Annotated in this window: 18 protein-coding genes and 2 tRNA genes; 1 reads left to right on the top strand and 19 read right to left on the bottom strand. The window is 49.4% G+C overall.

Features of this window, described 5'->3' with window-relative positions:
- From lpdA to QUE61_RS04095, 3 genes are read right to left on the bottom strand one after another with little or no spacing between them, the layout of a single operon-like run.
- Positions 1-1,437, bottom strand: a complete 1,437-nt coding sequence (gene lpdA / locus QUE61_RS04105) for a dihydrolipoyl dehydrogenase (protein WP_286307898.1) — start codon at positions 1,435-1,437, stop codon at positions 1-3.
- A gap of 10 nt (positions 1,438-1,447) precedes the next feature.
- Positions 1,448-2,653, bottom strand: coding sequence for a 2-oxoglutarate dehydrogenase complex dihydrolipoyllysine-residue succinyltransferase (gene odhB / locus QUE61_RS04100; RefSeq protein ID WP_286307896.1), 1,206 nt, complete (start codon positions 2,651-2,653; stop codon positions 1,448-1,450).
- Positions 2,654-2,703: 50 nt separating this feature from the next.
- Positions 2,704-5,559, bottom strand: a complete 2,856-nt coding sequence (locus QUE61_RS04095) for a 2-oxoglutarate dehydrogenase E1 component (protein WP_286307894.1) — start codon at positions 5,557-5,559, stop codon at positions 2,704-2,706.
- A gap of 303 nt (positions 5,560-5,862) precedes the next feature.
- On the opposite strand from QUE61_RS04095, the gene QUE61_RS04090 reads away from it, so the two are divergent.
- Positions 5,863-6,543: a helix-turn-helix domain-containing protein gene (locus QUE61_RS04090; protein ID WP_286307892.1), complete on the top strand. Its 681-nt coding sequence runs from the start codon at positions 5,863-5,865 to the stop codon at positions 6,541-6,543.
- Between the two features lie 52 nt (positions 6,544-6,595).
- Here QUE61_RS04090 and QUE61_RS04085 read toward each other — a convergent pair whose 3' ends face one another.
- From QUE61_RS04085 to QUE61_RS04010, 16 genes are all read right to left on the bottom strand, one after another.
- Complete coding sequence (locus tag QUE61_RS04085) at positions 6,596-6,934, bottom strand: H-NS histone family protein (protein ID WP_286307889.1); 339 nt, start codon at positions 6,932-6,934, stop codon at positions 6,596-6,598.
- A gap of 282 nt (positions 6,935-7,216) precedes the next feature.
- Positions 7,217-7,621 carry a PaaI family thioesterase gene (locus QUE61_RS04080; protein ID WP_286307887.1) on the bottom strand — a complete coding sequence of 135 codons (405 nt, stop codon included), beginning with the start codon at positions 7,619-7,621 and terminating at the stop codon, positions 7,217-7,219.
- The gene (locus QUE61_RS04075) at positions 7,621-8,034 is read right to left on the bottom strand and encodes a VOC family protein (protein WP_286307885.1); all 414 of its coding nucleotides are present in this window, start codon (positions 8,032-8,034) and stop codon (positions 7,621-7,623) included. Before QUE61_RS04075 ends, QUE61_RS04080 begins: the two co-directional genes overlap by 1 nt.
- A gap of 21 nt (positions 8,035-8,055) precedes the next feature.
- Positions 8,056-8,132: transfer RNA gene (locus tag QUE61_RS04070), tRNA-Pro, on the bottom strand.
- A 19-nt stretch (positions 8,133-8,151) separates the two neighbouring features.
- Positions 8,152-8,502: a MerR family transcriptional regulator gene (locus QUE61_RS04065; RefSeq protein ID WP_108508275.1), complete on the bottom strand. Its 351-nt coding sequence runs from the start codon at positions 8,500-8,502 to the stop codon at positions 8,152-8,154.
- Entirely contained in the window at positions 8,477-8,797 is a 321-nt protein-coding gene (locus QUE61_RS04060; protein WP_108508274.1) for an integration host factor subunit alpha, read from the bottom strand. Before QUE61_RS04060 ends, QUE61_RS04065 begins: the two co-directional genes overlap by 26 nt.
- 65 nt (positions 8,798-8,862) lie before the next feature.
- Positions 8,863-11,304, bottom strand: a complete 2,442-nt coding sequence (gene pheT, locus QUE61_RS04055) for a phenylalanine--tRNA ligase subunit beta (protein ID WP_286307883.1) — start codon at positions 11,302-11,304, stop codon at positions 8,863-8,865.
- 8 nt (positions 11,305-11,312) lie between these two features.
- Positions 11,313-12,356 (bottom strand): phenylalanine--tRNA ligase subunit alpha, encoded by a 1,044-nt coding sequence (gene pheS / locus QUE61_RS04050; RefSeq protein ID WP_286307881.1) that lies wholly within the window; start codon positions 12,354-12,356, stop codon positions 11,313-11,315.
- Positions 12,357-12,368: 12 nt separating this feature from the next.
- On the bottom strand, positions 12,369-12,731 hold the full coding sequence (gene rplT, locus QUE61_RS04045; protein WP_108508272.1) for a 50S ribosomal protein L20: 363 nt from the start codon (positions 12,729-12,731) through the stop codon (positions 12,369-12,371).
- Between the two features lie 16 nt (positions 12,732-12,747).
- Complete coding sequence (gene rpmI, locus QUE61_RS04040; protein WP_108508271.1) at positions 12,748-12,945, bottom strand: 50S ribosomal protein L35; 198 nt, start codon at positions 12,943-12,945, stop codon at positions 12,748-12,750.
- Positions 12,946-13,049: 104 nt separating this feature from the next.
- A complete protein-coding gene (infC, locus tag QUE61_RS04035) occupies positions 13,050-13,571 on the bottom strand; it encodes a translation initiation factor IF-3 (protein WP_215372542.1) in 522 nt (173 codons plus the stop codon).
- Positions 13,572-13,615: 44 nt separating this feature from the next.
- Positions 13,616-15,538, bottom strand: a complete 1,923-nt coding sequence (gene thrS, locus QUE61_RS04030; protein WP_286307879.1) for a threonine--tRNA ligase — start codon at positions 15,536-15,538, stop codon at positions 13,616-13,618.
- 76 nt (positions 15,539-15,614) lie between these two features.
- A tRNA-Val gene (locus QUE61_RS04025) sits at positions 15,615-15,691 on the bottom strand.
- 18 nt (positions 15,692-15,709) lie between these two features.
- Entirely contained in the window at positions 15,710-17,668 is a 1,959-nt protein-coding gene (locus tag QUE61_RS04020; RefSeq protein WP_458574727.1) for a RelA/SpoT family protein, read from the bottom strand.
- 72 nt (positions 17,669-17,740) lie between these two features.
- Positions 17,741-19,561, bottom strand: a complete 1,821-nt coding sequence (locus tag QUE61_RS04015) for an alpha/beta fold hydrolase (RefSeq protein WP_286307874.1) — start codon at positions 19,559-19,561, stop codon at positions 17,741-17,743.
- Positions 19,558-20,211: a CoA transferase subunit B gene (locus QUE61_RS04010; protein WP_108508268.1), complete on the bottom strand. Its 654-nt coding sequence runs from the start codon at positions 20,209-20,211 to the stop codon at positions 19,558-19,560. Before QUE61_RS04010 ends, QUE61_RS04015 begins: the two co-directional genes overlap by 4 nt.
- Positions 20,212-20,219: the final 8 nt, after the last annotated feature.

The raw sequence follows: 20,219 nt of genomic DNA, 5'->3' as shown, positions 1-20,219 counted from the left end.
TTACATATTGAGTGCGCGTTGATCCGTTGCTAAAGCTGCTTCGCGCATAACCTCCGATAAGCTGGGATGAGGGTGGCAAACACGAGCAATGTCTTCAGCAGCTGCTTTGAACTCCATCGCGAGAGCGGCTTCCGCAATCAAGTCTGACGCATTGGGGCCGATAATATGCACCCCTAGAACCTCATCGGTTTTAGCATCCGCCAGGATTTTGACGAAGCCATCCGCACGATCCATTCCGAGTGCGCGGCCATTTGCCATGAATGGGAACTGACCCGCCTTATAGGGACGCCCTTCGGCTTTGAGCTGTTGCTCGGTTTTACCAACCCAGGCAATTTCCGGGTCGGTGTAGATCACCCAAGGAATGCAGTTGTAATCAATGTGTGGTTTTTGACCAGCGAGTAACTCAGCAACAAGCACCCCTTCATCCTCCGCCTTATGAGCCAGCATTGGTCCACGCACCACATCACCAATTGCATAGACTCCGGGTGCTGAAGTAGCGCAGGTGTGATCATTAATCGGGATAAAGCCACGCTCATCGGTTTTAATCTGAATCGCTTCCAGATTAAGTCCTTCGGTATTGGGTACGCGACCGACTGAAACAATCAAGCGATCGCATTCCAGCTTTTGAGGTTTGCCTGTGCTGTCCTGATACGAGACCACCACACCCTTCTTGTCGGCTTTCACGCCATCAATCTTGACCCCCATATAAATATCAAGACCCTGCTTGGTGAAAATCTTTTTAGCTTCCTTCGCGATGCCTTCATCACAGGCACCCAAGAAGCTTGGCAAAGCTTCGAGTACCGTGACCTGTGAGCCAACGCGGCGCCAGACTGAGCCAAGCTCAAGGCCAATCACACCGGCACCAATCACGCCTAAACGCTTAGGGAGAGAGTCAAATTTAAGCGCACCCTCGTTATCGCAAACCAGTACGTTATCTACAGGGATATTTGGCAGGTGTCTGGCCTTTGAGCCAGTCGCAATAATGACGTTCTTAGCAGTGATAGTTCCGGCATCTTTACCGGTAATTTGGATTTGATAACCATCTGCTGTTTTACCTACAAAGGAGGCATGTCCTTTGATGCTAGTGACTTTGTTTTTACGAAACAGGAAACTAATACCACCGGTCATTTTGTTGACGATCTCATCCTTGCGCGCCAGCATCTTTTTGATATCAATGCTCACACTTCCCACTTGGATCCCGTGATTAGCCACATGATGACCAATCTTTTCAAACTCCTCGGAAGACGCCAACAGAGCTTTGGATGGGATGCAGCCCACGTTTAAACAGGTCCCGCCCAGGCGGGGCTCCCCTTTGGGATCTGCGTATGGGTTTGACTCTGCGCACGCTACCTTAAACCCCAATTGCGCAGCCCGAATCGCCGCGATGTAACCGCCGGGGCCAGCTCCAATCACTAGCACATCAAATACTTGGCTCATGGTTTACTCCTTACAGATCAAGTAGTAAACGAGCAGGATCTTCTAATAGCTCCTTCATTGCCACTAGACCAAGGACTGCCTCGCGACCATCGATAATCCGGTGGTCATACGACAGAGCTAAATAGTTAATCGGACGAATCACGATTTGTCCATCCTCAACGACAGCACGCTCCTTGGTTGCGTGGATCCCCAAAATAGCGGATTGGGGTGGATTAATAATGGGGGTCGAGAGCATCGATCCAAACACGCCGCCATTCGAGATAGAGAATGTTCCGCCGGTTAGCTCTTCAATACTTAATTTGCCCTCACGTGCTTTATTACCGTAATCCGCAATTTGCTTTTCAATCTCGGCCAAGGTCATTTGATCGACGTTACGCAAGATGGGTACCACCAGACCGCGTGGTGAGCTCACTGCAATACCAATATCAAAGTAACCGTGATAGACAATGTCGTTACCATCAACCGATGCGTTCAAGATTGGGTACCTCTTTAATGCATAGGTCGCTGCTTTCACGAAGAAAGACATGAACCCTAACTTGACACCATGGGTTTTTTCAAAGACATCCTTATAGCGAGAGCGCATTGCAATCACAGGGGCCATATTGACCTCATTGAAGGTGGTCAAGATGGCATTATTAGCTTGTGATTCTAGGAGGCGCTCGGCAATGCGAGCACGCAGACGGGTCATCGGCACCCGTTCTTCAGTACGATCCCCTAGTGAGACGCTTGACATGGGCAACGGTGCAGCGCTCGTTGCTGGTTTAGCACCGCCTGCAATTGCATTCTGAACATCACCTTTAGTGACACGACCATCGCGACCGGTACCGGCAACTTGATTAGACGTTAGATTATTTTCAGCCATGAGTTTGGCTGCAGAGGGAGCGGCAATCGAGCCTTTGTTTGAAGTAGAGGCTGGCGCTGGTGCTGCGGCTTTGGCTGGTGTAGGAGCTGCGGCAGTTGCTGCAGTTGCCTTGCCTTCGCTATCAATCTTGGCAATCACTTGATCGGCCACAACGGTTCCGCCATCAGCGACCAAAATCTCAGCCATCACACCCGCGGATGGGGCTGGCACTTCGAGTACCACCTTATCAGTTTCGATCTCGATCAAGATCTCGTCTTGGGCAACGGCTTCGCCCGGTTTTTTCTTCCACTGCAAGAGAGTTGCTTCAGCAACTGATTCGGAGAGTTGTGGAACCTTTACGTCAAATAAAGCCATGATATGTCCTATGAATAAGTTAGATTAAATCGCTGTTCTACGTGTACCACCTATTTGGTGGCCACAAATCCTTTAAGCTTGGCAAATGCTGCATTCAGTAATGCCTTTTGCTGACTCTGGTGCAAATGGGCATAACCAACAGCCGGCGAGGCCGATGCGGGTCGACCAGCATAACCAAGACGCATACCCTCGCCCATGTTCTCCAATAAATTGTGTTGCACGAAGAACCAGGCGCCCTGATTTTGGGGCTCGTCTTGACACCACACTAGTTCAGAGAGATTGGGGTAAGACTTGATGATGCTTGCGACCGCCTTGTGCGGGAACGGATACAGCTGCTCAATACGCACAATCGCTGTAGTATCAATTTTCTTATCGGCACGCTGCTTGACTAAATCGTAGTAGACCTTACCCGAGCACACGATCAAGCGCTCTACCTTTTTAGGATCGAGCGAATCGTCTTGCTCCGGAATCACCGTCTGAAACTCACCCTTAGTAAACTCAATCAGCGGTGACGCTGCATCTTTATGACGTAGCAAGGATTTGGGGGTCATGATGATGAGTGGCTTTCTAAATTGCCGAATCATCTGACGACGCAAGAGGTGGAAGATTTGCGATGCGGTCGTGGGTTGAACCACTTGCATATTGGTATCAGCGCACAACTGCATAAAGCGCTCCAGACGCGCTGAGGAGTGCTCTGGGCCCTGACCTTCGTAACCATGTGGCAACATCATCACCAAGCCGTTCACTCGACCCCATTTCACCTCACCAGAAGCAATGAACTGATCGATGACCACCTGGGCGCCATTCACAAAGTCACCAAACTGGGCTTCCCAAATCGTTAGTGTATTGGGCTCAGCCGCCGCATAACCGTATTCGAAGCCCAAAACCGCCTCTTCGGAGAGAATGGAATCAATGACCGTAAAAGGTGCTTGGTCCTTGCTGACATGTTGCAAGGGGATATAAGTGCCGATATCCCACTTCTCACGATTTTGATCATGTAATACAGAATGACGATGGCTAAAGGTACCGCGACCGCTATCCTCGCCCGATAAACGAATCGGGTAACCACTCGCGAGCAAAGAAGCAAAGGCCATTGCCTCCCCCATGCCCCAGTCCACATTGATTTCTCCGCGACCCATGGCGGCTCGGTCTGCGTAGACCTTTTGAACCAAAGGGTGTGCCTTGAAGTCCTCGGGAATGGTGGAGAGTTTTTCTGCTAAGCGTTTCCACTCAGTGAGTGGAATGGCGGTATCGGCTTGATCAGTCCACTTCTTGTTTAAAAACGGCGACCAATCAACCGCAAACTTTCCTTTGAAATTACTCAAGACTGGGTCAAGCGTTTGCTTACCGGCATCCATCGCGGTACGATAGGCTTTCACCATCTCGTCACCAGCCCCTGGGGCGATCACGCCTTGTGCTTCAAGCCGGTCTGCATACAACTTACGAGTTCCAGGATGCTTACCAATAATGCTATACATCAAGGGTTGGGTCATGGCTGGCGTATCTTGCTCGTTATGACCTAATTTACGGAAGCAAATAATATCGACCGCAACATCTTTCCTAAACTGGGTTCTGAACTCAAGAGCAAGTTGAGTCGCCAGTACCACTGCTTCCGGATCGTCACCATTGACATGCAATACCGGTGCGTCAATGGTTTTCATAATATCGGTGCAATACAGGCTCGAACGTAGATCACGAGGGTCGGATGTTGTAAAACCAATTTGGTTATTAATCACGATATGGACCGTGCCTCCCGTGGAATAACCGCGCACTTCCGATAGAGCTAAGGTCTCTTGCATCACACCCTGACCTGCAATCGCAGCGTCACCGTGAACCAAGACCGGCAATACTTGACTGCCAAGGAGATCGTTACGACGCTCCATCCGCGCACGGGCCGAACCCTCAACCACAGGGTTCACAATTTCTAAGTGGGATGGATTAAAGGCGAGCGATAGATGCACTGGACCGCCAGGGGTTGAGATATCGCTCGAGAATCCTTGGTGATATTTCACATCACCCGCTGGCAAATCCTCTGGGGCCGTGTGATCGAATTCAGCAAAGAGATCTTTTGGGGATTTGCCCAAGACGTTGACCAACACATTTAAGCGGCCACGATGAGCCATGCCAATCACAATCTCTTGCACACCTCGCTTACCTGCCCCTTGAATCAACTCATCCATGGAGGGAATAAAACTGTCACCACCCTCGAGTGAGAATCGCTTTTGACCCACATACTTTGCTTGCAGGTAACGCTCAAGACCCTCAGCGGCGGTTAAACGATCCAAGATCTGCCGCCGTTGCTCATTGGTGAACTTTGGCGTGGAACGAATCGACTCTAATTTCTCTTGCCACCATTTTTTGATTTTTTGGTCGGCAATGTACATAAACTCGGCACCCAAGGTACCGCAGTAGGTCTCGCGCAAGGCTTGCAGCAAATCGCGCAAGGTCATTTGGTTTTTACCAAAGAAGGTATTGCTGGTGTTGAAGACGATATCCATATCGCCATCGGTAAATCCATAGAACGATGGATTTAGTTCTGGAATATCTGGGCGTTCCGTGCGCTTTAGCGGATCTAAATTGGCCCAACGATTACCGACGTTACGATAAGCAGCTATGAGCTGCTGGACCGCCACGCGTTTGCGACCCATCTCAGAGTCAGCTGAGTCCTGAATCGTTTTGATGGGGCCTTGCTTCGCTCGTTCGGCAAATGACGCCACGATTGGGGCGTGGGCAATATCGCGCCCATTGGAACCATCAACAGCTGGAACCTGAACGACGTTATCAAAGTAATCGCGCCAATGCTGCGCTACGGATGTGGGATCTAATAAATACGATTCGTAGAGTTCTTCTACGTAGGGGGCATTACCCCCAAAGAGGTATGAAGAACCTCTGTAGGACTGCATCATGATGCTCACCTTTCATCGGGTAACCCGAAAAAAACTGTGGTTTTAACCATCCGCGACACGGCTTAACCGATTAGCAGAACGCAAAGCAAATGCCTTATGTACCATTAGGATAGCATGGGTTAAGGGAAAAAACACCCCAAGATCAATGAATTAGTGAAAGTCCTAGGGGATCCCTCACCGGGTAACCAAGCTATCCCTACCTCTTTATAGGAAATTTCCTACCCACATTTCATCCCTGCCTGACAGATCTCTATTCAATTGATTTTTATGCTCTTTCTATCCCAATTTACAAAAGGAGAAAGCATGAAACCGATTAATCTGAATCAGCCCTACTTGAGCACTCGACAGAGTGCCAAGGTTCTACAAGTATCACTGGGAACCGTTCAAAAAATGGTGGAGCTCGGCGAGTTAACTGCCTGGAAAACTCGGGGTGGACACCGCCGCATCCTGACCAGCTCACTCAATCAGCAGCTACGCCGCCGCAAAGTAGGCATGCAGCAACGTGCCAAACACCATCAGCATCTTGCCTTGGGGGTCTTTAAACGCCAAGAGAACCTCGATGAAATGCAAAAAGCGATGCGAGGATGGGCCCTCCCTTTTGAACTAATCCACTCCCTCGATAGCCTTGAGGGCCTGATGCAAGCCGTGTCGCATTACCCCGATGTGATTTATTTAGATTCGTTAATCCCGCCAATCGAGCAATTGCATTTAATCCACTATCTCAGTAAGAATATTCAGACACGTCGTATTCCCCTCTTGGTGGACGAAGCCTTTGTGCAACTTCATCCTGGTGTATTGGAAATGGCCAAAGAGAATGGGGTTCATTTAAAACCGCAAACGAGCGATACGGAAGCGCTCACCCATGAACTCAATACCCTACCTGAAAAGACGAATGTCATGACCTATAGTGCGAGTGGCGATAAGCAGCCTTATCAACAATTAGAGAAATTATTTATCGAAGCAGTCAATACCGTGTTTGAGTAAAGAAAAAGCCAGTTCACTGAACTGGCTTTTTAGTTAGTAAAGGAGAGCTAATTTACTTGATCGCAAATTTACTGCGATCTTTTCCGGCAATCCATTTCGGGGCCTTGCCGCGTCCGGTCCAGGTCTCTCCAGTTGCAGGATTCTTATACTTGGGAGCAACCTTACCGCGCTTCTTGCCAACCCGCTTTTTAGTAGCCGCTTTTTTGGCAGGACGACCGCGCTTACCGGCACCCGCAGCCTTGCGGCCAAATAAGTCGCTCGCAGTTAAGCCAAATTCATCAATGATCTTTTTGGCCTTAGCAATTCCTTCAGACTTTTCACGCTGCATCAAGGTCTGGATCTGGCTGTCTAATTTCTCACGCTGCGCAAGTAACTCTTTATACGATGACATATTAAATAATTCCCTTGAATATTAAAATAATGATGAGGGGTAATAAATAAAAAAATTTAGAAGGAATAAATCGTTTATTGATTAATCTTTTTTAATTATTCATTATTACTAACAAAGAATTATATCTGAATAAATGATTAATATGGTCTGGATTAATCACCCTAGAGTGAATAATCAATTCATAGTTTAAATGATTTATTTATTATATTAATCAGTTACTTATGATTATTAAGTACTAAAATATATAATAATTAATTGAATAATTAAATTAACTAATTTGATTTAATTAGCTTGGTTTTTAGCTCGGCGCAGCATAAAACTACCAGTGGATTTAGCGGTCAATTGGCCGGCTTCATTAAAAATACTGCCCTCACAGTAATTGACGGTACTGCCAACCTTTAAGACCCTGCCTTCCGCAATCAGCAGGCCTTTAGAGGGTCTCAAGAAACTCGTGGTCATATCAATGGTGATCACCCCGAGGATATGCTCGTGCGAGCTACGCGCAGCTGCGGCCATAGCAAAATCCAAGATAGTCATCACCACCCCGCCATGCGCCACATGAAAACTATTGAGAAGCTCGGGACGGAGGTTTAGGCGAATCCGGGAATGGCCATCTTTGGCAAACTCGGGCTCCACGCCCAAGACATCCAAGAATGGAATGGTTAAACCAAAATAATTCTGACTCATTATTTGGCAAACAAGCGATCAGGATGCGCCATGGCCTTAAACTCAATCGCATTGCCTGAGGGGTCTAAGAAAAACATGGTGGCCTGCTCACCCACTTCGCCCTTAAACCGAATATAGGGCTCAATCACAAACTCAATACCAGCCTTTTTTAATTTATCAGCCATCGCTTCCCATTCGGGCATGGATAGCACGATACCAAAATGACGAACGGGTACTTTTTTGCCATCAACATCGGAGTGGACATCATTTTTTGCTTCGCCATCGGCCAGGTGCGCCACGATTTGATGGCCAAATAAATTGAAATCAATCCATTCCTCCGAACTTCGCCCTTCAGGACAACCGAGTAAACCACCATAAAACGCGCGTGCGTCTTGTAAGTTATCGACTGGAAAGGCTAAATGAAATGGATGCATGGTCTATTCCTCTAATGCAGATGGTCGGGGCGAGAGGATTTGAACCTCCGACCACTTGCACCCCATGCAAGTACGCTACCAGGCTGCGCTACGCCCCGACGAAACGAATATTGTATCTCAGCGGCTTAAGACTTGAAGGACCTCTTGGAGCTCCTCGCGCAGACGTAACGTCGATTTACTCTCATCTAAGCGATTTTTTGCACCGCTGATCGTAAATCCCTCCTCGTACAATAATGTACGAATTTGACGGATCAAGACCACCTCATGATGCTGGTAATAGCGGCGATTACCACGGCGCTTTTGCGGTCGCAGTTGAACAAATTCTTGCTCCCAATAGCGCAATACATGGGGCTTTACCCCGCACAACTCCCCTACTTCGCCAATCGTGAAATACCGCTTGCTTGGGATTGGGGGAAGCAGCGAAACTGTGTTCGCTTTGGAATCAAGCTCTGTTTTGGTTCTGAGCATGGGACTCGACCGCGTCCTTTAGCTTCTGACTGGCATGAAAAGTGACAACACGTCGCGCTGCAATCGGGATCATCTCACCCGTCTTTGGGTTACGCCCAGGACGCGCAGTTTTATTGCGCAACTGAAAATTACCAAACCCTGAGATCTTGACCTCAACTCCAGATTCTAGAGTCTCACCGATTCGATTAAAAAAGGCATCAATCATGTCTTTTGCTTCGCGCTTATTCAGACCAACCTGATCAAATAAGGCTTCCGAGAGTTCGTTTTTGGTCACGGTTTGATTATTTGCAGTCATAGCGACACTCTTTTCTGATTCTAATAAATTGGTTTACTGACTAATATAGCAAATCTGAATTGGCACTAACGCAATCGCGCTTTGCACTGATTCTTTAAAGCATCCAATAAGGCGGTCATACAGGTCTCCACTTCTTTGTCTTGCAGTGTATCCTGATCATTCACTAGGGTGACTCGAAACGCAAGGCTTTTCTCATGAAGCGCCATCGAGCCGCTCTCTTTTTGAGGACGAAACTCATCAAAGAGCTCAATCGTGCGAACGAATGGTTGACGTTGTGCCATCATCACATCAAGCAAGGTCTGCGCTGGTACGGATTGGTCCACGACGACAGCCAGATCGCGTTGCACTGCAGGAAACTTACTAATCTCGCTTGGCGCTGGTAAACCTACATCACAAATCGCGTCCCAATTGAGAGAAAACAATACCGGGGCGGAGCTCAGCTCATAGGCTTGCTGTAGACCTGGATGTAACTCACCAATCCAACCAATCACATGATCGCCTAAATAAATGTGGGCGCTGCGGCCAGGATGTAAGGCGGGATGCGCCTGCTCTGCCGCTTTGGTCTGGAGCTGCAAAGGAGTTAGCACGCGCTGCAAATCGCCTTTGACATCAAAGAAATCCACTAAGCGATTGGGTGTCCCCCATTGTTCGGGGCTTGCATAACCATAGGCTAAGCCACCTACTTGTTTAGTTTGATCAAAGCCAGCCACGATACCAGGGGCCTCCATCTGACTGGCATCCCTAGCAAACACTCGACCGATCTCAAAAATACGAACCCGTCCAGCACCGCGATTGAGATTACTGCGTAAATTCTGTAACAGACCGCCCCATAAATTGCTGCGCATCACACCATACTGACTCGCAATTGGATTCAATACAGTAATGGAGTTGTGCTGCCCCATCTGCAGTTCAGTTTGGGGGTCAATGAATCCAAAGTTCAAGACCTCTTGATAGCCTTCGTGTGCCAAGCGGTGACGTAACGCATGCACGGGTCGTTGGCGCTCCTGCGGCGCACTCATCTTCAGCTCAGCTTTTGGTGGAGAATCGGGAATGTTCTCGAATCCATATAAACGGGCTACTTCTTCGATGAGATCCTCTTCGATATCCAGATCAAAGCGATAACTTGGAGCCTTTACTGTAAATACACTAGCCTCGCCCTGTCCTGAAACAGTGAACTCAAGACCCAAGCGCTTAAACACATCACCCACTTGCTCGCTGCTCAATGGAATGCCAATCACACGTTGCGCTCGCTCTAGGCGCATCGATACCGCTTTACGTTCTGGCAAATGCGTGATTTGATCATCGATCGGACCCAATTGACCACCACAGATCTCCACAATGAGCTGACTGAGGTAATCCAATGCAGAAATGGGTAATTGCGGATCAACCCCACGCTCAAAGCGATGGCCTGCATCGGTTGTAAAGTGATAGCGCCTTGCACGCCCCGCAATCGCTGCTGGCCACCAAAAGGCTGCCTCAACATAAATGTTCTGAGTTGCATCACTCACTGCGGTACGATCGCCGCCCATGATGCCAGCAAGGCTGATGGGGCCTGCTTGATCCGCAACCACGCCGACGCGCAATCCCTCGAGATGGGCGTCCACCGTTTGATCGTTGAGTAACTTCAACGACTCACCAGGCTTACCCCAGCGCACTTCAATCGGAGCCTTTAGTTGATCAAGGTCGAAGATATGATTAGGTTGACCAATCTCGAGCATCACATAATTAGAGATATCCACCAATGGTGAAATACTGCGCTGACCAGCGCTCGCCAGACGTTCTTTCATCCAGGCTGGGGTTGCTACTTTGACGTTCACTCCACGGATCACGCGTCCGGCAAACCGACCGCACAGATCTGAATCCATGATGCTGACCGACACACGATCATTGAGCGTTGATGCAAGCGGCTCTCGCTTTGGAACACAAAGAGCAGCGCCTGTAATCGCGGCAACTTCTCTTGCAATCCCGATGATGGATAAGCAATCGGCTTTATTGGGAGTTAATTTGATCGTAAAGAGTTGATCGTCAAGGTGCAAATAGGTTCGCAGATCTTGCCCGATCGGTGCATCACTGGGCAGCTCCAAAATCCCGGCATGGTCCTCGCCCAGACCCAACTCGCGCCCCGAACATAACATCCCATGACTTTCCACTCCGCGCAACTTACCAACCTTGATCTGAAATGGTTTTCCACCAACTTCACTCGGCGGTAACTCAGCCCCAACCAATGCACACGGAATTTTGATGCCAGCACGGGCATTCGGTGCGCCACACACAATTTGCAAGTTGGGATGATCGGGCCCTGCATTCACGCGGCATACCCGTAAGCGATCGGCATCGGGGTGCTGCTCTGCTGAAATAATTTCAGCAACCACGATCTTAGTGAATGGCGGTGCTAGTGAGCGTCTCTCCTCAACCTCAAGACCGGCCATGGTCAGAGCATGCGACAGTGCCTCACTATCAATGGGTGGATTAACGAACTGGCGTAACCAGGATTCAGAAAATTGCATGATGGGAACTAGGCTGGAAATTGCGCAAGAAAGCGCAGATCGTTATCAAAGAAAAGGCGTAGATCGTCGATACCATAACGTAACATGGTTAGACGCTCGAGCCCCGATCCAAAGGCAAAGCCCATATACCGCTCAGGATCGATGCCCATATTACGCAATACATTGGGATGAACTTGGCCTGCCCCCGAAATCTCCAACCATCGACCCGCTAATTTACCGCTCGCAAAGGCCATATCAATCTCAGCTGAGGGCTCAGTAAATGGAAAATACGATGGCCGAAAGCGTACTTGCAAGGCATCGGTCTCAAAAAAGGTCCGCAAGAAATCGGTGTAAACGCCTTTGAGATCAGCAAAGGAAACATCCTTCGCAATCCATAAACCCTCCACCTGATGGAACATGGGTGAATGCGTTGCATCGCTATCCACACGGTAGGTCCGGCCCGGCGCAATCACTTTGATTGGCGGCATATTGTCTTGACCATAACGCTTTACGTGCTCACTTGCATAACGCACTTGAATCGGACTGGTGTGCGTTCTGAGCAAAAGCGGTTTACCTTGCGCATCCTTGCCGTCAACATAAAAGGTGTCTTGCATAGAACGTGCAGGGTGATTCTCAGGGCTATTGAGGGCCGTGAAATTAAACCAATCGGTTTCAATCTCTGGGCCATCAGCGACATCAAAACCAATCGAATGAAAGATGGTTTCAACCCGCTCCCAGGTTCGCATCACAGGGTGCAGACTACCAAATGCCTGTCCACGACCTGGTAATGAGACATCAATCGCTTCGGCAGCAAGTCGAGCTTGTAATACTTGATCAGCTAAGGCTTGACGGCGCGCATTTAAGGCATCTTCGACGGCTGTTTTGGCCTGGTTGATCTCCGCGCCAGCGCTTTTGCGCTCTTCAGGCGACATTCCACCAAGCGCCTTTAAGCGCTCAGTTAAAAGTCCTGATTTACCGAGATACCGAGCTTTTGCATCCTCCAAAGCAGCGGGGTCGCTGGCTTTGGAGAAATCGCGTTTGGCATCCTCGACAAGTTGGTCGAGAGAAACCATGGCTGCAGGAACTTAAGCGTGTGCTACAGCAGATTTGACGCGTGTGACTAAGGCGGCAAATGCGTCCTTGTCAAACACGGCCATATCCGAGAGAACTTTACGATCGAGTTCGATCGACGCTTTCTTCATGCCATTCATGAATACGCTATAGGTCATATCGTGTTCACGCACAGCAGCGTTGATCCTGGCAATCCATAAAGCACGGAATACGCGCTTCTTGTTACGACGATCGCGATAGGCGTATTGCCCAGCGCGCATAACCGCTTCTTTAGCGATTCGGAATACGTTTTTACGACGTCCACGATAGCCAGTTGCGGCATCGGTGACTTTCTTATGACGGGCTCTCGCTGTAACCCCACGTTTTACTCTTGGCATTGTGCTCTCCTAAGATTTATGCGTAAGGCATCATGGCGCGAATCGACTTCACATCGGATTTCGCAACCGGAGCGGAACCCCGCAACTGACGCTTGTTCTTGGTGGTTTTCTTGGTGAGGATGTGACGCTTAAACGCCTGTCCTCGCTTGATTGATCCACTTGCGCGGACCTTGAAGCGCTTGGCTGCGCCACTTTTGGTCTTCATTTTGGGCATGACTGCTCCCTTTTCTTCTCTGTGCGATTACGGTGGCAACCGACGGCTGCTCTTCCTGTACCGATGATTCGCTACTTGGTACTACCTACTGCAACTACAAACTCTTACTTCTTCTTGGCGGGCGCTAAGACCATCACCATTTGTCGGCCTTCCATCTTCGGAAACTGCTCGACTTGACCATAAGGCTCTAAATCCACCTTCAGTCGATCCAACATCTTTGCACCGATTTCTTGATGGGCCATTTCGCGACCCCGAAACCGAAGCGTAATTTTTGTTTTATCGCCGTCTTCTAAAAAGCGAATCAGATTCCGTAGCTTCACACCATAATCACCGTCATCGGTACCAGGCCGGAATTTCACTTCCTTTACCTGAATCACCTTTTGCTTCAGCTTAGCTTCGTGCTGACGCTTGGCTTCTTGGTATTTGAACTTGCCAAAGTCCATCACTCGGACTACAGGTGGATCAGCATTCGGAGCAATCTCGACTAAGTCGGTATCTTCTTCCTCAGCCAACCGCAAGGCTTCATTCAACTTAACTACACCGACCACATTGCCGTCGGATCCGATCAAACGCACTACAGGGGCAGTAATTTCCTGATTGATGCGTTGCAATTTTTCAGTAGCGATCTTCTAATTCCTCTCTCAAAAACAATCAAAAGCCATCACACCCCCTAGCTAGGCTCGGGTCCGACTTTCTGGGCAATATCCTGCTGGAGTCGGGTGACGAAGGCATCTACGGGCATAACCCCTAAATCAATTCCGCCACGGGCACGAACGGCCACCGTATTACTTTCACGCTCTTTATCGCCAACAACAAGCAAATAAGGCAGTTTTTGTAATGCGTGCTCGCGTATTTTATACGTAATTTTCTCGTTTCGCAAATCGGATTCCACTCTAAACCCTTGTTTTTTCAGCATTTGCTGGATTTTTTGGGCATATTCGGCGGAATTTTCAGAAATATTCAACACAATTGCCTGGGTTGGAGCGAGCCAAACCGGCATGGCGCCAGCGTGGTTTTCAATCAAAATCCCAATAAAACGCTCCAAGGAACCCACAATAGCACGATGCAGCATCACCGGCACTTTACGGCTGTTATCTTCGGCCACGTACTCCGCCCCCAAACGGGCTGGCATGGAAAAGTCGACCTGCATGGTGCCGCACTGCCACGAACGCCCAATCGAATCCTTTAGGTGGTATTCAATCTTGGGCCCGTAGAAAGCGCCCTCGCCGGGCAGCTCTTCCCAGGTTTGACCGGATGCTTTCAGTGCTCCACGCAACGATGCCTCGGCCTTATCCCAAATGGCATCATCCCCAACCCGCTTAACAGGACGCAGGGCTAATTTCACAGCCACTTCTGTAAAGCCAAAATCGCGATAGACCGCTCGAACCGCCTGGTCAAATGCGGCGACCTCTGCTTGAATCTGATCCTCGGTACAAAAAATGTGGCCATCGTCTTGGGTAAATCCGCGCACCCGCATCAATCCATGGAGTGCGCCTGAAGGTTCATTGCGATGGCATTGCCCAAACTCACCAAAGCGTAACGGTAACTCACGATAACTATGCAACCCTGAATTGAAGATTTGCACATGGCCCGGGCAGTTCATGGGCTTTAGCGCATAGGCACGGTTCTCCGATTCGGTCGTGAACATGTTCTCTTTGTAGTTATCCCAATGACCAGATTTTTCCCAAAGACCGCGATCGAGGATTTGTGGAGCCTTGACCTCTTGATAACCCTCTTGCTGATAAACGCGGCGCATGTACTGTTCAACTTCTTGCCAAATGGCCCAACCTTTGGGGTGCCAGAACACAAGACCTGGCGCCTCATCCTGAAAATGAAATAAATCAAGCTGTTTACCTAAGCGGCGATGATCGCGCTTCTCAGCCTCTTCGAGCATGTGCAAGTAGGCATCTTGATCTTCCTTCTTGGTCCAAGCAGTGCCGTAAATCCGCTGCAGCATCTCATTCTTGCTATCACCGCGCCAATACGCGCCAGCGAGCTTCATAAGCTTGAATACTTTTAACTTACCAGTGGATGGCACGTGGGGGCCACGGCAGAGATCGGTAAATTTGCCCTCGGTGTAAAGCGAGACCTCTTCATTTTGCGGAATGCTCGCAATGATCTCGGCTTTATAAATTTCGCCTTGCTTTTTGAAGAACTCAACCGCTTGATCGCGAGGCATGACTTGACGAACGACTGGCTCATCCTTCTTGGCTAACTCCAGCATTTTTTTCTCAAGCGCAGCGAGATCATCTGGAGTGAAAGGTCGGTGATACGAGAAGTCGTAATAAAAGCCGTTCTCAATTACTGGACCAATCGTGACCTGCGCATCAGGGAACAATTCTTTAACAGCATATGCAAGTAGATGGGCAGTGGAATGACGAATGATATCAAGGCCTTCGGGGTTTTTATCGGTAATGATGGCCAAGTGCACATCATGGTCGATCGTGTGACTCAGGTCCACTAGACGGCCATCCACAGAGCCGGCGAGCGCAGCTTTGGCTAAACCGCTCCCAATCGATTGCGCAACTTCAGCAATGGTCACCGGCGCAGCAAACTCGCGCTTCGAACCATCAGGAAGAGTAACCGCAACCATACACACTCCATGCATAAAAGAGAATGCGCGTTCGTCCCAAACACTATGAACACAACGCGCATCCGATCTGTTTCGTTGGTAGGCTCGATTGGACTCGAACCAACGACCCCCACCATGTCAAGGTGGTGCTCTAACCAGCTGAGCTACGAGCCTATATTTATCAAGAGTTTATCACCGCCGGCGCACTTCGGTAACGCCGCGCAATCCCTCCAGCCCCGTTTGTACTAAACGAAGTGCCTCCGCATTCGAGATTTCAACGGTTAATTGAATATGCGCCACCCCTTTACGAACCGATTTTTTGAGATCAATCACATGGACACCAATCTTGGAAGTGATCTCAAAGAGTTCCCGCATCAGTTCAGGGCGATCAAGTGCAATGATTGATAAATCGGCAGGAAAAACACGTTCTTTATTACTGCCCTGCTCTGGATCTAATTTGGCACTCCACGCGGTTTGGATCACACGCTCTGGTGCGCGCTCTAGGAGCCCTCGAAAAGTTCTGCAACTGCGCCGATGAATCGATACCCCACGGCCTTGGGTCACAAATCCAGCGATTGGATCGGGGGGAACCGGTCGACAGCATTTGGCCAATTGCGTCAGTAAAGAATCCACTCCCACGACCAATACATCACCACGCTGATTGGCTGCACTCGCGCGCGTGCGAATCTGTATTTCATCTTTTTTATCAAGTGGCTTATCAGCACTCTTATCGAGCTTGCTATCACTTACTTTAGTAGGCGCTTGACTCACTTCATCATCAAGTGCATTGAACCACGCACGCACCCGCGCCCGCGCCCGCTGGGAACGCAAATAGCCACGCTCAGGGTTAAGCCAATCCCTGGAAGGACCACCTTGCTTCACCGAAATAATTTCCACGGTTTGACCATTGTGCAAGGCGGTATCGAGTGGCACCATCGCTCCATCAATCCGAGCACCACGACAGCGATGGCCAAGATCGGTATGCACTGCATACGCAAAGTCGATCGGCGACGAACCCTTCTCCAAAGCGATTACTTTTCCTAGTGGAGTGAGAACATAAATATGATCATCAATCTCATGATGCTTGAGCTGTTCCCAGGCATCCTCTTTCCATGAGATTAATTGCCGCGCCCAGGCAATTTGGCGCTCATAGGCTACTGCAGCACTATGGGTTCCGAGATCTTTTGCTTGCGCGGCATACGCGCCCTCTTTATAGCGCCAGTGTGCCGCTAAACCGTACTCTGCTTGGCGATGCATCTCTTGGGTACGAATCTGAATCTCAAATGCAATCCCGTCTTCATCAATCACAACAGTATGTAGGGATTGATAACCGTTTGGTTTAGGCCTGGCAATATAGTCATCAAACTCTTTCGGCACCGGTTGCCAAATGTTGTGCACTAAGCCCAGAGTCGCATAGCAGGCTTTGACATCATCAACCAGAACCCGAAACGCACGCACATCATAGAGATTGGCAAACTCCAAGGATTTGCCCTGCATCTTTTTCCAGATGCTATAGATGTGCTTGGGTCTTCCTTGAACATCAGCCGTGATATGAGCAATCGATAGCTCATGATTGAGGCGCTTGATAACATCGGCAATAAATTGCTCACGCTCTACGCGTTTGGCATCCAATAGCCCCGCAATTTCTTGATAGGTATCTGGCGCTACAACCCGAAACGCCAGATCCTCCATCTCCCATTTCATTTGCCAAATACCTAAGCGATTCGCGAGACTCGCATCAATATCCAAGATCTCCTGAGCCCAGGATGGCTTTACTGAAAACCGTTGTTTAGCAATCCAGCGCAAGGTTTGTAAGCGTGATGCTAAATAAATAAGTACCACCCGAAGATCGTTCCCAAATGCCAATAGCATTTTGCGTAAGATCTCCTCCTGACCGGCTACCCGTGACTGCCCGTCGTTCTTAATCAGCTTCGCTTGCGCCTGACGCAGGCCGCGGTAACCAATCAATAAGGTGGCAGCATCTTGCCCAAGCTGCTTAACTAAAGCTTCTTTACCTAGGGTGCTGTGTAAATGATGAGCAGCAATGATGCTTGCCTCATCCAAACGTAGCGTTTGTAAAATCTCTGCGACAGCATCGGAATGAGCTTCCTCAGGCTCACCAAACCAGGCATCGCCCTCCAGCGCTTGCATGGCATTTCTCGATAACGGCAATACTGACTCGTTTGGACTCACGGCAATGAATAGTGATTGGCGGATAAGCCACTATAGAAAGAATTGGCGCGCAATGTCAATTTGCTCTTTTTTGATAAAGGCTGGGGCATGACCGACATTGGGGATCTCAATACTCTTTGCATGCGGATTTAATTGACACATCTCGTCCACCGTTTGCCTCGATAGTAAATCCGAATCCGCGCCACGCACAATCAAAATGGGGCATTCAATTTGCTGAAAACTTTGCCACATGGCTAACTCACCTGCTTGAGCTAAGGCCGGGGTTACCGAAGCAAATGGTACTGAGATGGCAGAGTCATAGTGCAATATCCACTGCTGATCTTTCTGAATCAGCATGGGTCCATTGAGAAGCTCCCATTCGGCATCCGTGTGCTTGCCAAAGGGAGCGCAAATCGATTTGAGTTTATCCATCGCTACATCACGATTGACATAGGAAAATGGTTTACCGACATAACTCGCCAACCGAATCAATGCCGCTGGCTCAATGCGCGGTCCGACATCATTGAGCAATAGTCGCTTGACACTATTGCCATGCATTGCTGCGTACACCATACCAATTAAGCCACCCATCGAGGTTCCGAACCAATTGACCGAGTGAACGCCTAATTTAGCGCTTAGGGCGGTCATATCGGTCACGTATTGTGGAACGGTGTAGAACATCGGATTACTTAAGTAATCAGAATCCCCTCGGCCGACGATATCTGGGCAAACCACAAAATGGCGATCGCACAAGGCCTCAGCCATTGCCCGAAAATCACTGCCCCGGCGCGATAGGCCATGCACGCAATACAGCACACTCGGATTCTGTGGATCGCCCCAAGTATGAAACGCCATGCGGTGCGATCCAGCTGGACTAGTACATTGCACATAATCGGTGTGACCATGATGGTCTCGATTGAGTAAGGCGGTATGACGCGCCTGCTCAACACTGGCTGGAGGCGACTCAAGCTCTTGCTTACCAGCTTCTTCGGGTTGCAGCGTAATGTGGTCGATACCGTATGACTCCCGCAGCATGGTGGTCAAGTTTGCAAGAATCCGCGGCCACTGCTTAAATTGTTTGATCTCCACGTGGGCGATCAATGCGGGATGACCAGGGCTCATTTCCCAAACATGCAGATCATGAATCGCCATGACCCCTTCAATACGGGTTAAATCTTTCCCCACCTTCACATAGTCAATATGCAGGGGCACACCTTCCATCAAGAAGTGATACGACTCTTTGAGAATGGCTGCCGTAGATTTTAGGATTAAGAGCGCTACAAAGATCGATAAGATGGGGTCAATCGGCATCCACCCTGTGAACTGAATCACAACTCCCGCTACCAAGGCAGCAATCGATCCCAAGAGATCGCCCATCACATGCACCAGTGCGGCGCGGGTATTGACGCTCTTTTGATCGCGTGACAGCACCCAAGCAACGATCAGATTTACAGCAAGACCCAGAGCAGCCACAATCGTCACGGTCATCCCAGCCACTGGGTGCGGATCCTGAATGCGACTCACGGCCTCAATCACAATCCATATGACTAGACCAACCATCACCAAGCTGTTCACAAAAGCTGCAAGTGCTTCTGCACGACCAAATCCAAAGGAATGCTTGGCAGATGGCGGACGTCTGGCAATGTATTGCGCCAGAATAGCAAGACCCAGTGCAGCAGAGTCAGTCACCATATGTCCGGCATCGGACATCAGTGCTAAGGAACCTGAAATTAGACCAGCAAAGAACTCAACGCATGCAAATCCAAGTGTAAAAAACATAGCAATCCACAAAAAGGATTGCTTTCGATCAGCTACCGCGTGGGCATGGCTTGCATCCCCACGTTTATGAGCATGTAATGGGGCGCTATTCAATGAACCGCACTAGTATCAATGGGGGCGCCGGTCTTCGCCTGAATCTCTTCTTTGGTTACACCAGGCGCCAATTCCACCAACTTCAATCCTTTGGGTGTGATATCGAGTACACCCAAATCGGTGATGATGCGATCAATCACACCTAATCCGGTTAATGGCAAGGTGCACTTGGGCAGAATTTTGATTTCTTCGGTACCGTCTTTTTTCTTGGCCACGTGTTCCATCAATACCACGACGTGTTTCACGCCGGCAACCAAGTCCATCGCACCGCCCATGCCCTTCACCATTTTTCCGGGGATCATCCAGTTGGCTAAATCGCCATGCTCACTGACCTGCATTGCGCCCAAGATCGCAATATTGATCTTGCCACCCCGAATCATTCCAAAGGAGTCCGCCGATGAAAAAATAGCGGACCCTGGCAAAGTGGTCACGGTTTGCTTGCCGGCATTAATCATATCGGCATCCACTTGTGCTTCGGTGGGAAATGGTCCGATCCCTAACAAGCCATTCTCAGACTGCAACCAAACTTCCATCCCAGCGGGAACATGGTTTGCTACCAAGGTGGGCATGCCAATACCTAAATTGACGTAGTAACCATCTTTTAACTCTTTTGCAGCACGGGCTGCCATTTCATCGCGATTCCAAGGCATTGCAATTT

Origin of the sequence: Polynucleobacter sp. HIN5 (genome assembly GCF_030297555.1) — a bacterium.
Lineage (GTDB): Bacteria > Pseudomonadota > Gammaproteobacteria > Burkholderiales > Burkholderiaceae > Polynucleobacter.
This window is presented reverse-complemented; position numbering and strand designations above follow the sequence as displayed.

Coding starts and splice junctions, on each gene's coding strand:
- lpdA (WP_286307898.1), bottom strand. CDS start 1,437: ATGAGCCAAGTATTTGATGTGCTAGTGATTGGAGCTGGCCCCGGCGGT.
- odhB (WP_286307896.1), bottom strand. CDS start 2,653: ATGGCTTTATTTGACGTAAAGGTTCCACAACTCTCCGAATCAGTTGCT.
- QUE61_RS04095 (WP_286307894.1), bottom strand. CDS start 5,559: ATGATGCAGTCCTACAGAGGTTCTTCATACCTCTTTGGGGGTAATGCC.
- QUE61_RS04090 (WP_286307892.1), top strand. CDS start 5,863: ATGAAACCGATTAATCTGAATCAGCCCTACTTGAGCACTCGACAGAGT.
- QUE61_RS04085 (WP_286307889.1), bottom strand. CDS start 6,934: ATGTCATCGTATAAAGAGTTACTTGCGCAGCGTGAGAAATTAGACAGC.
- QUE61_RS04080 (WP_286307887.1), bottom strand. CDS start 7,621: ATGAGTCAGAATTATTTTGGTTTAACCATTCCATTCTTGGATGTCTTG.
- QUE61_RS04075 (WP_286307885.1), bottom strand. CDS start 8,034: ATGCATCCATTTCATTTAGCCTTTCCAGTCGATAACTTACAAGACGCA.
- QUE61_RS04065 (WP_108508275.1), bottom strand. CDS start 8,502: ATGCTCAGAACCAAAACAGAGCTTGATTCCAAAGCGAACACAGTTTCG.
- QUE61_RS04060 (WP_108508274.1), bottom strand. CDS start 8,797: ATGACTGCAAATAATCAAACCGTGACCAAAAACGAACTCTCGGAAGCC.
- pheT (WP_286307883.1), bottom strand. CDS start 11,304: ATGCAATTTTCTGAATCCTGGTTACGCCAGTTCGTTAATCCACCCATT.
- pheS (WP_286307881.1), bottom strand. CDS start 12,356: ATGGTTTCTCTCGACCAACTTGTCGAGGATGCCAAACGCGATTTCTCC.
- rplT (WP_108508272.1), bottom strand. CDS start 12,731: ATGCCAAGAGTAAAACGTGGGGTTACAGCGAGAGCCCGTCATAAGAAA.
- rpmI (WP_108508271.1), bottom strand. CDS start 12,945: ATGCCCAAAATGAAGACCAAAAGTGGCGCAGCCAAGCGCTTCAAGGTC.
- thrS (WP_286307879.1), bottom strand. CDS start 15,538: ATGGTTGCGGTTACTCTTCCTGATGGTTCGAAGCGCGAGTTTGCTGCG.
- QUE61_RS04020 (WP_458574727.1), bottom strand. CDS start 17,668: ATGCAAGCGCTGGAGGGCGATGCCTGGTTTGGTGAGCCTGAGGAAGCT.
- QUE61_RS04010 (WP_108508268.1), bottom strand. CDS start 20,211: ATGCCTTGGAATCGCGATGAAATGGCAGCCCGTGCTGCAAAAGAGTTA.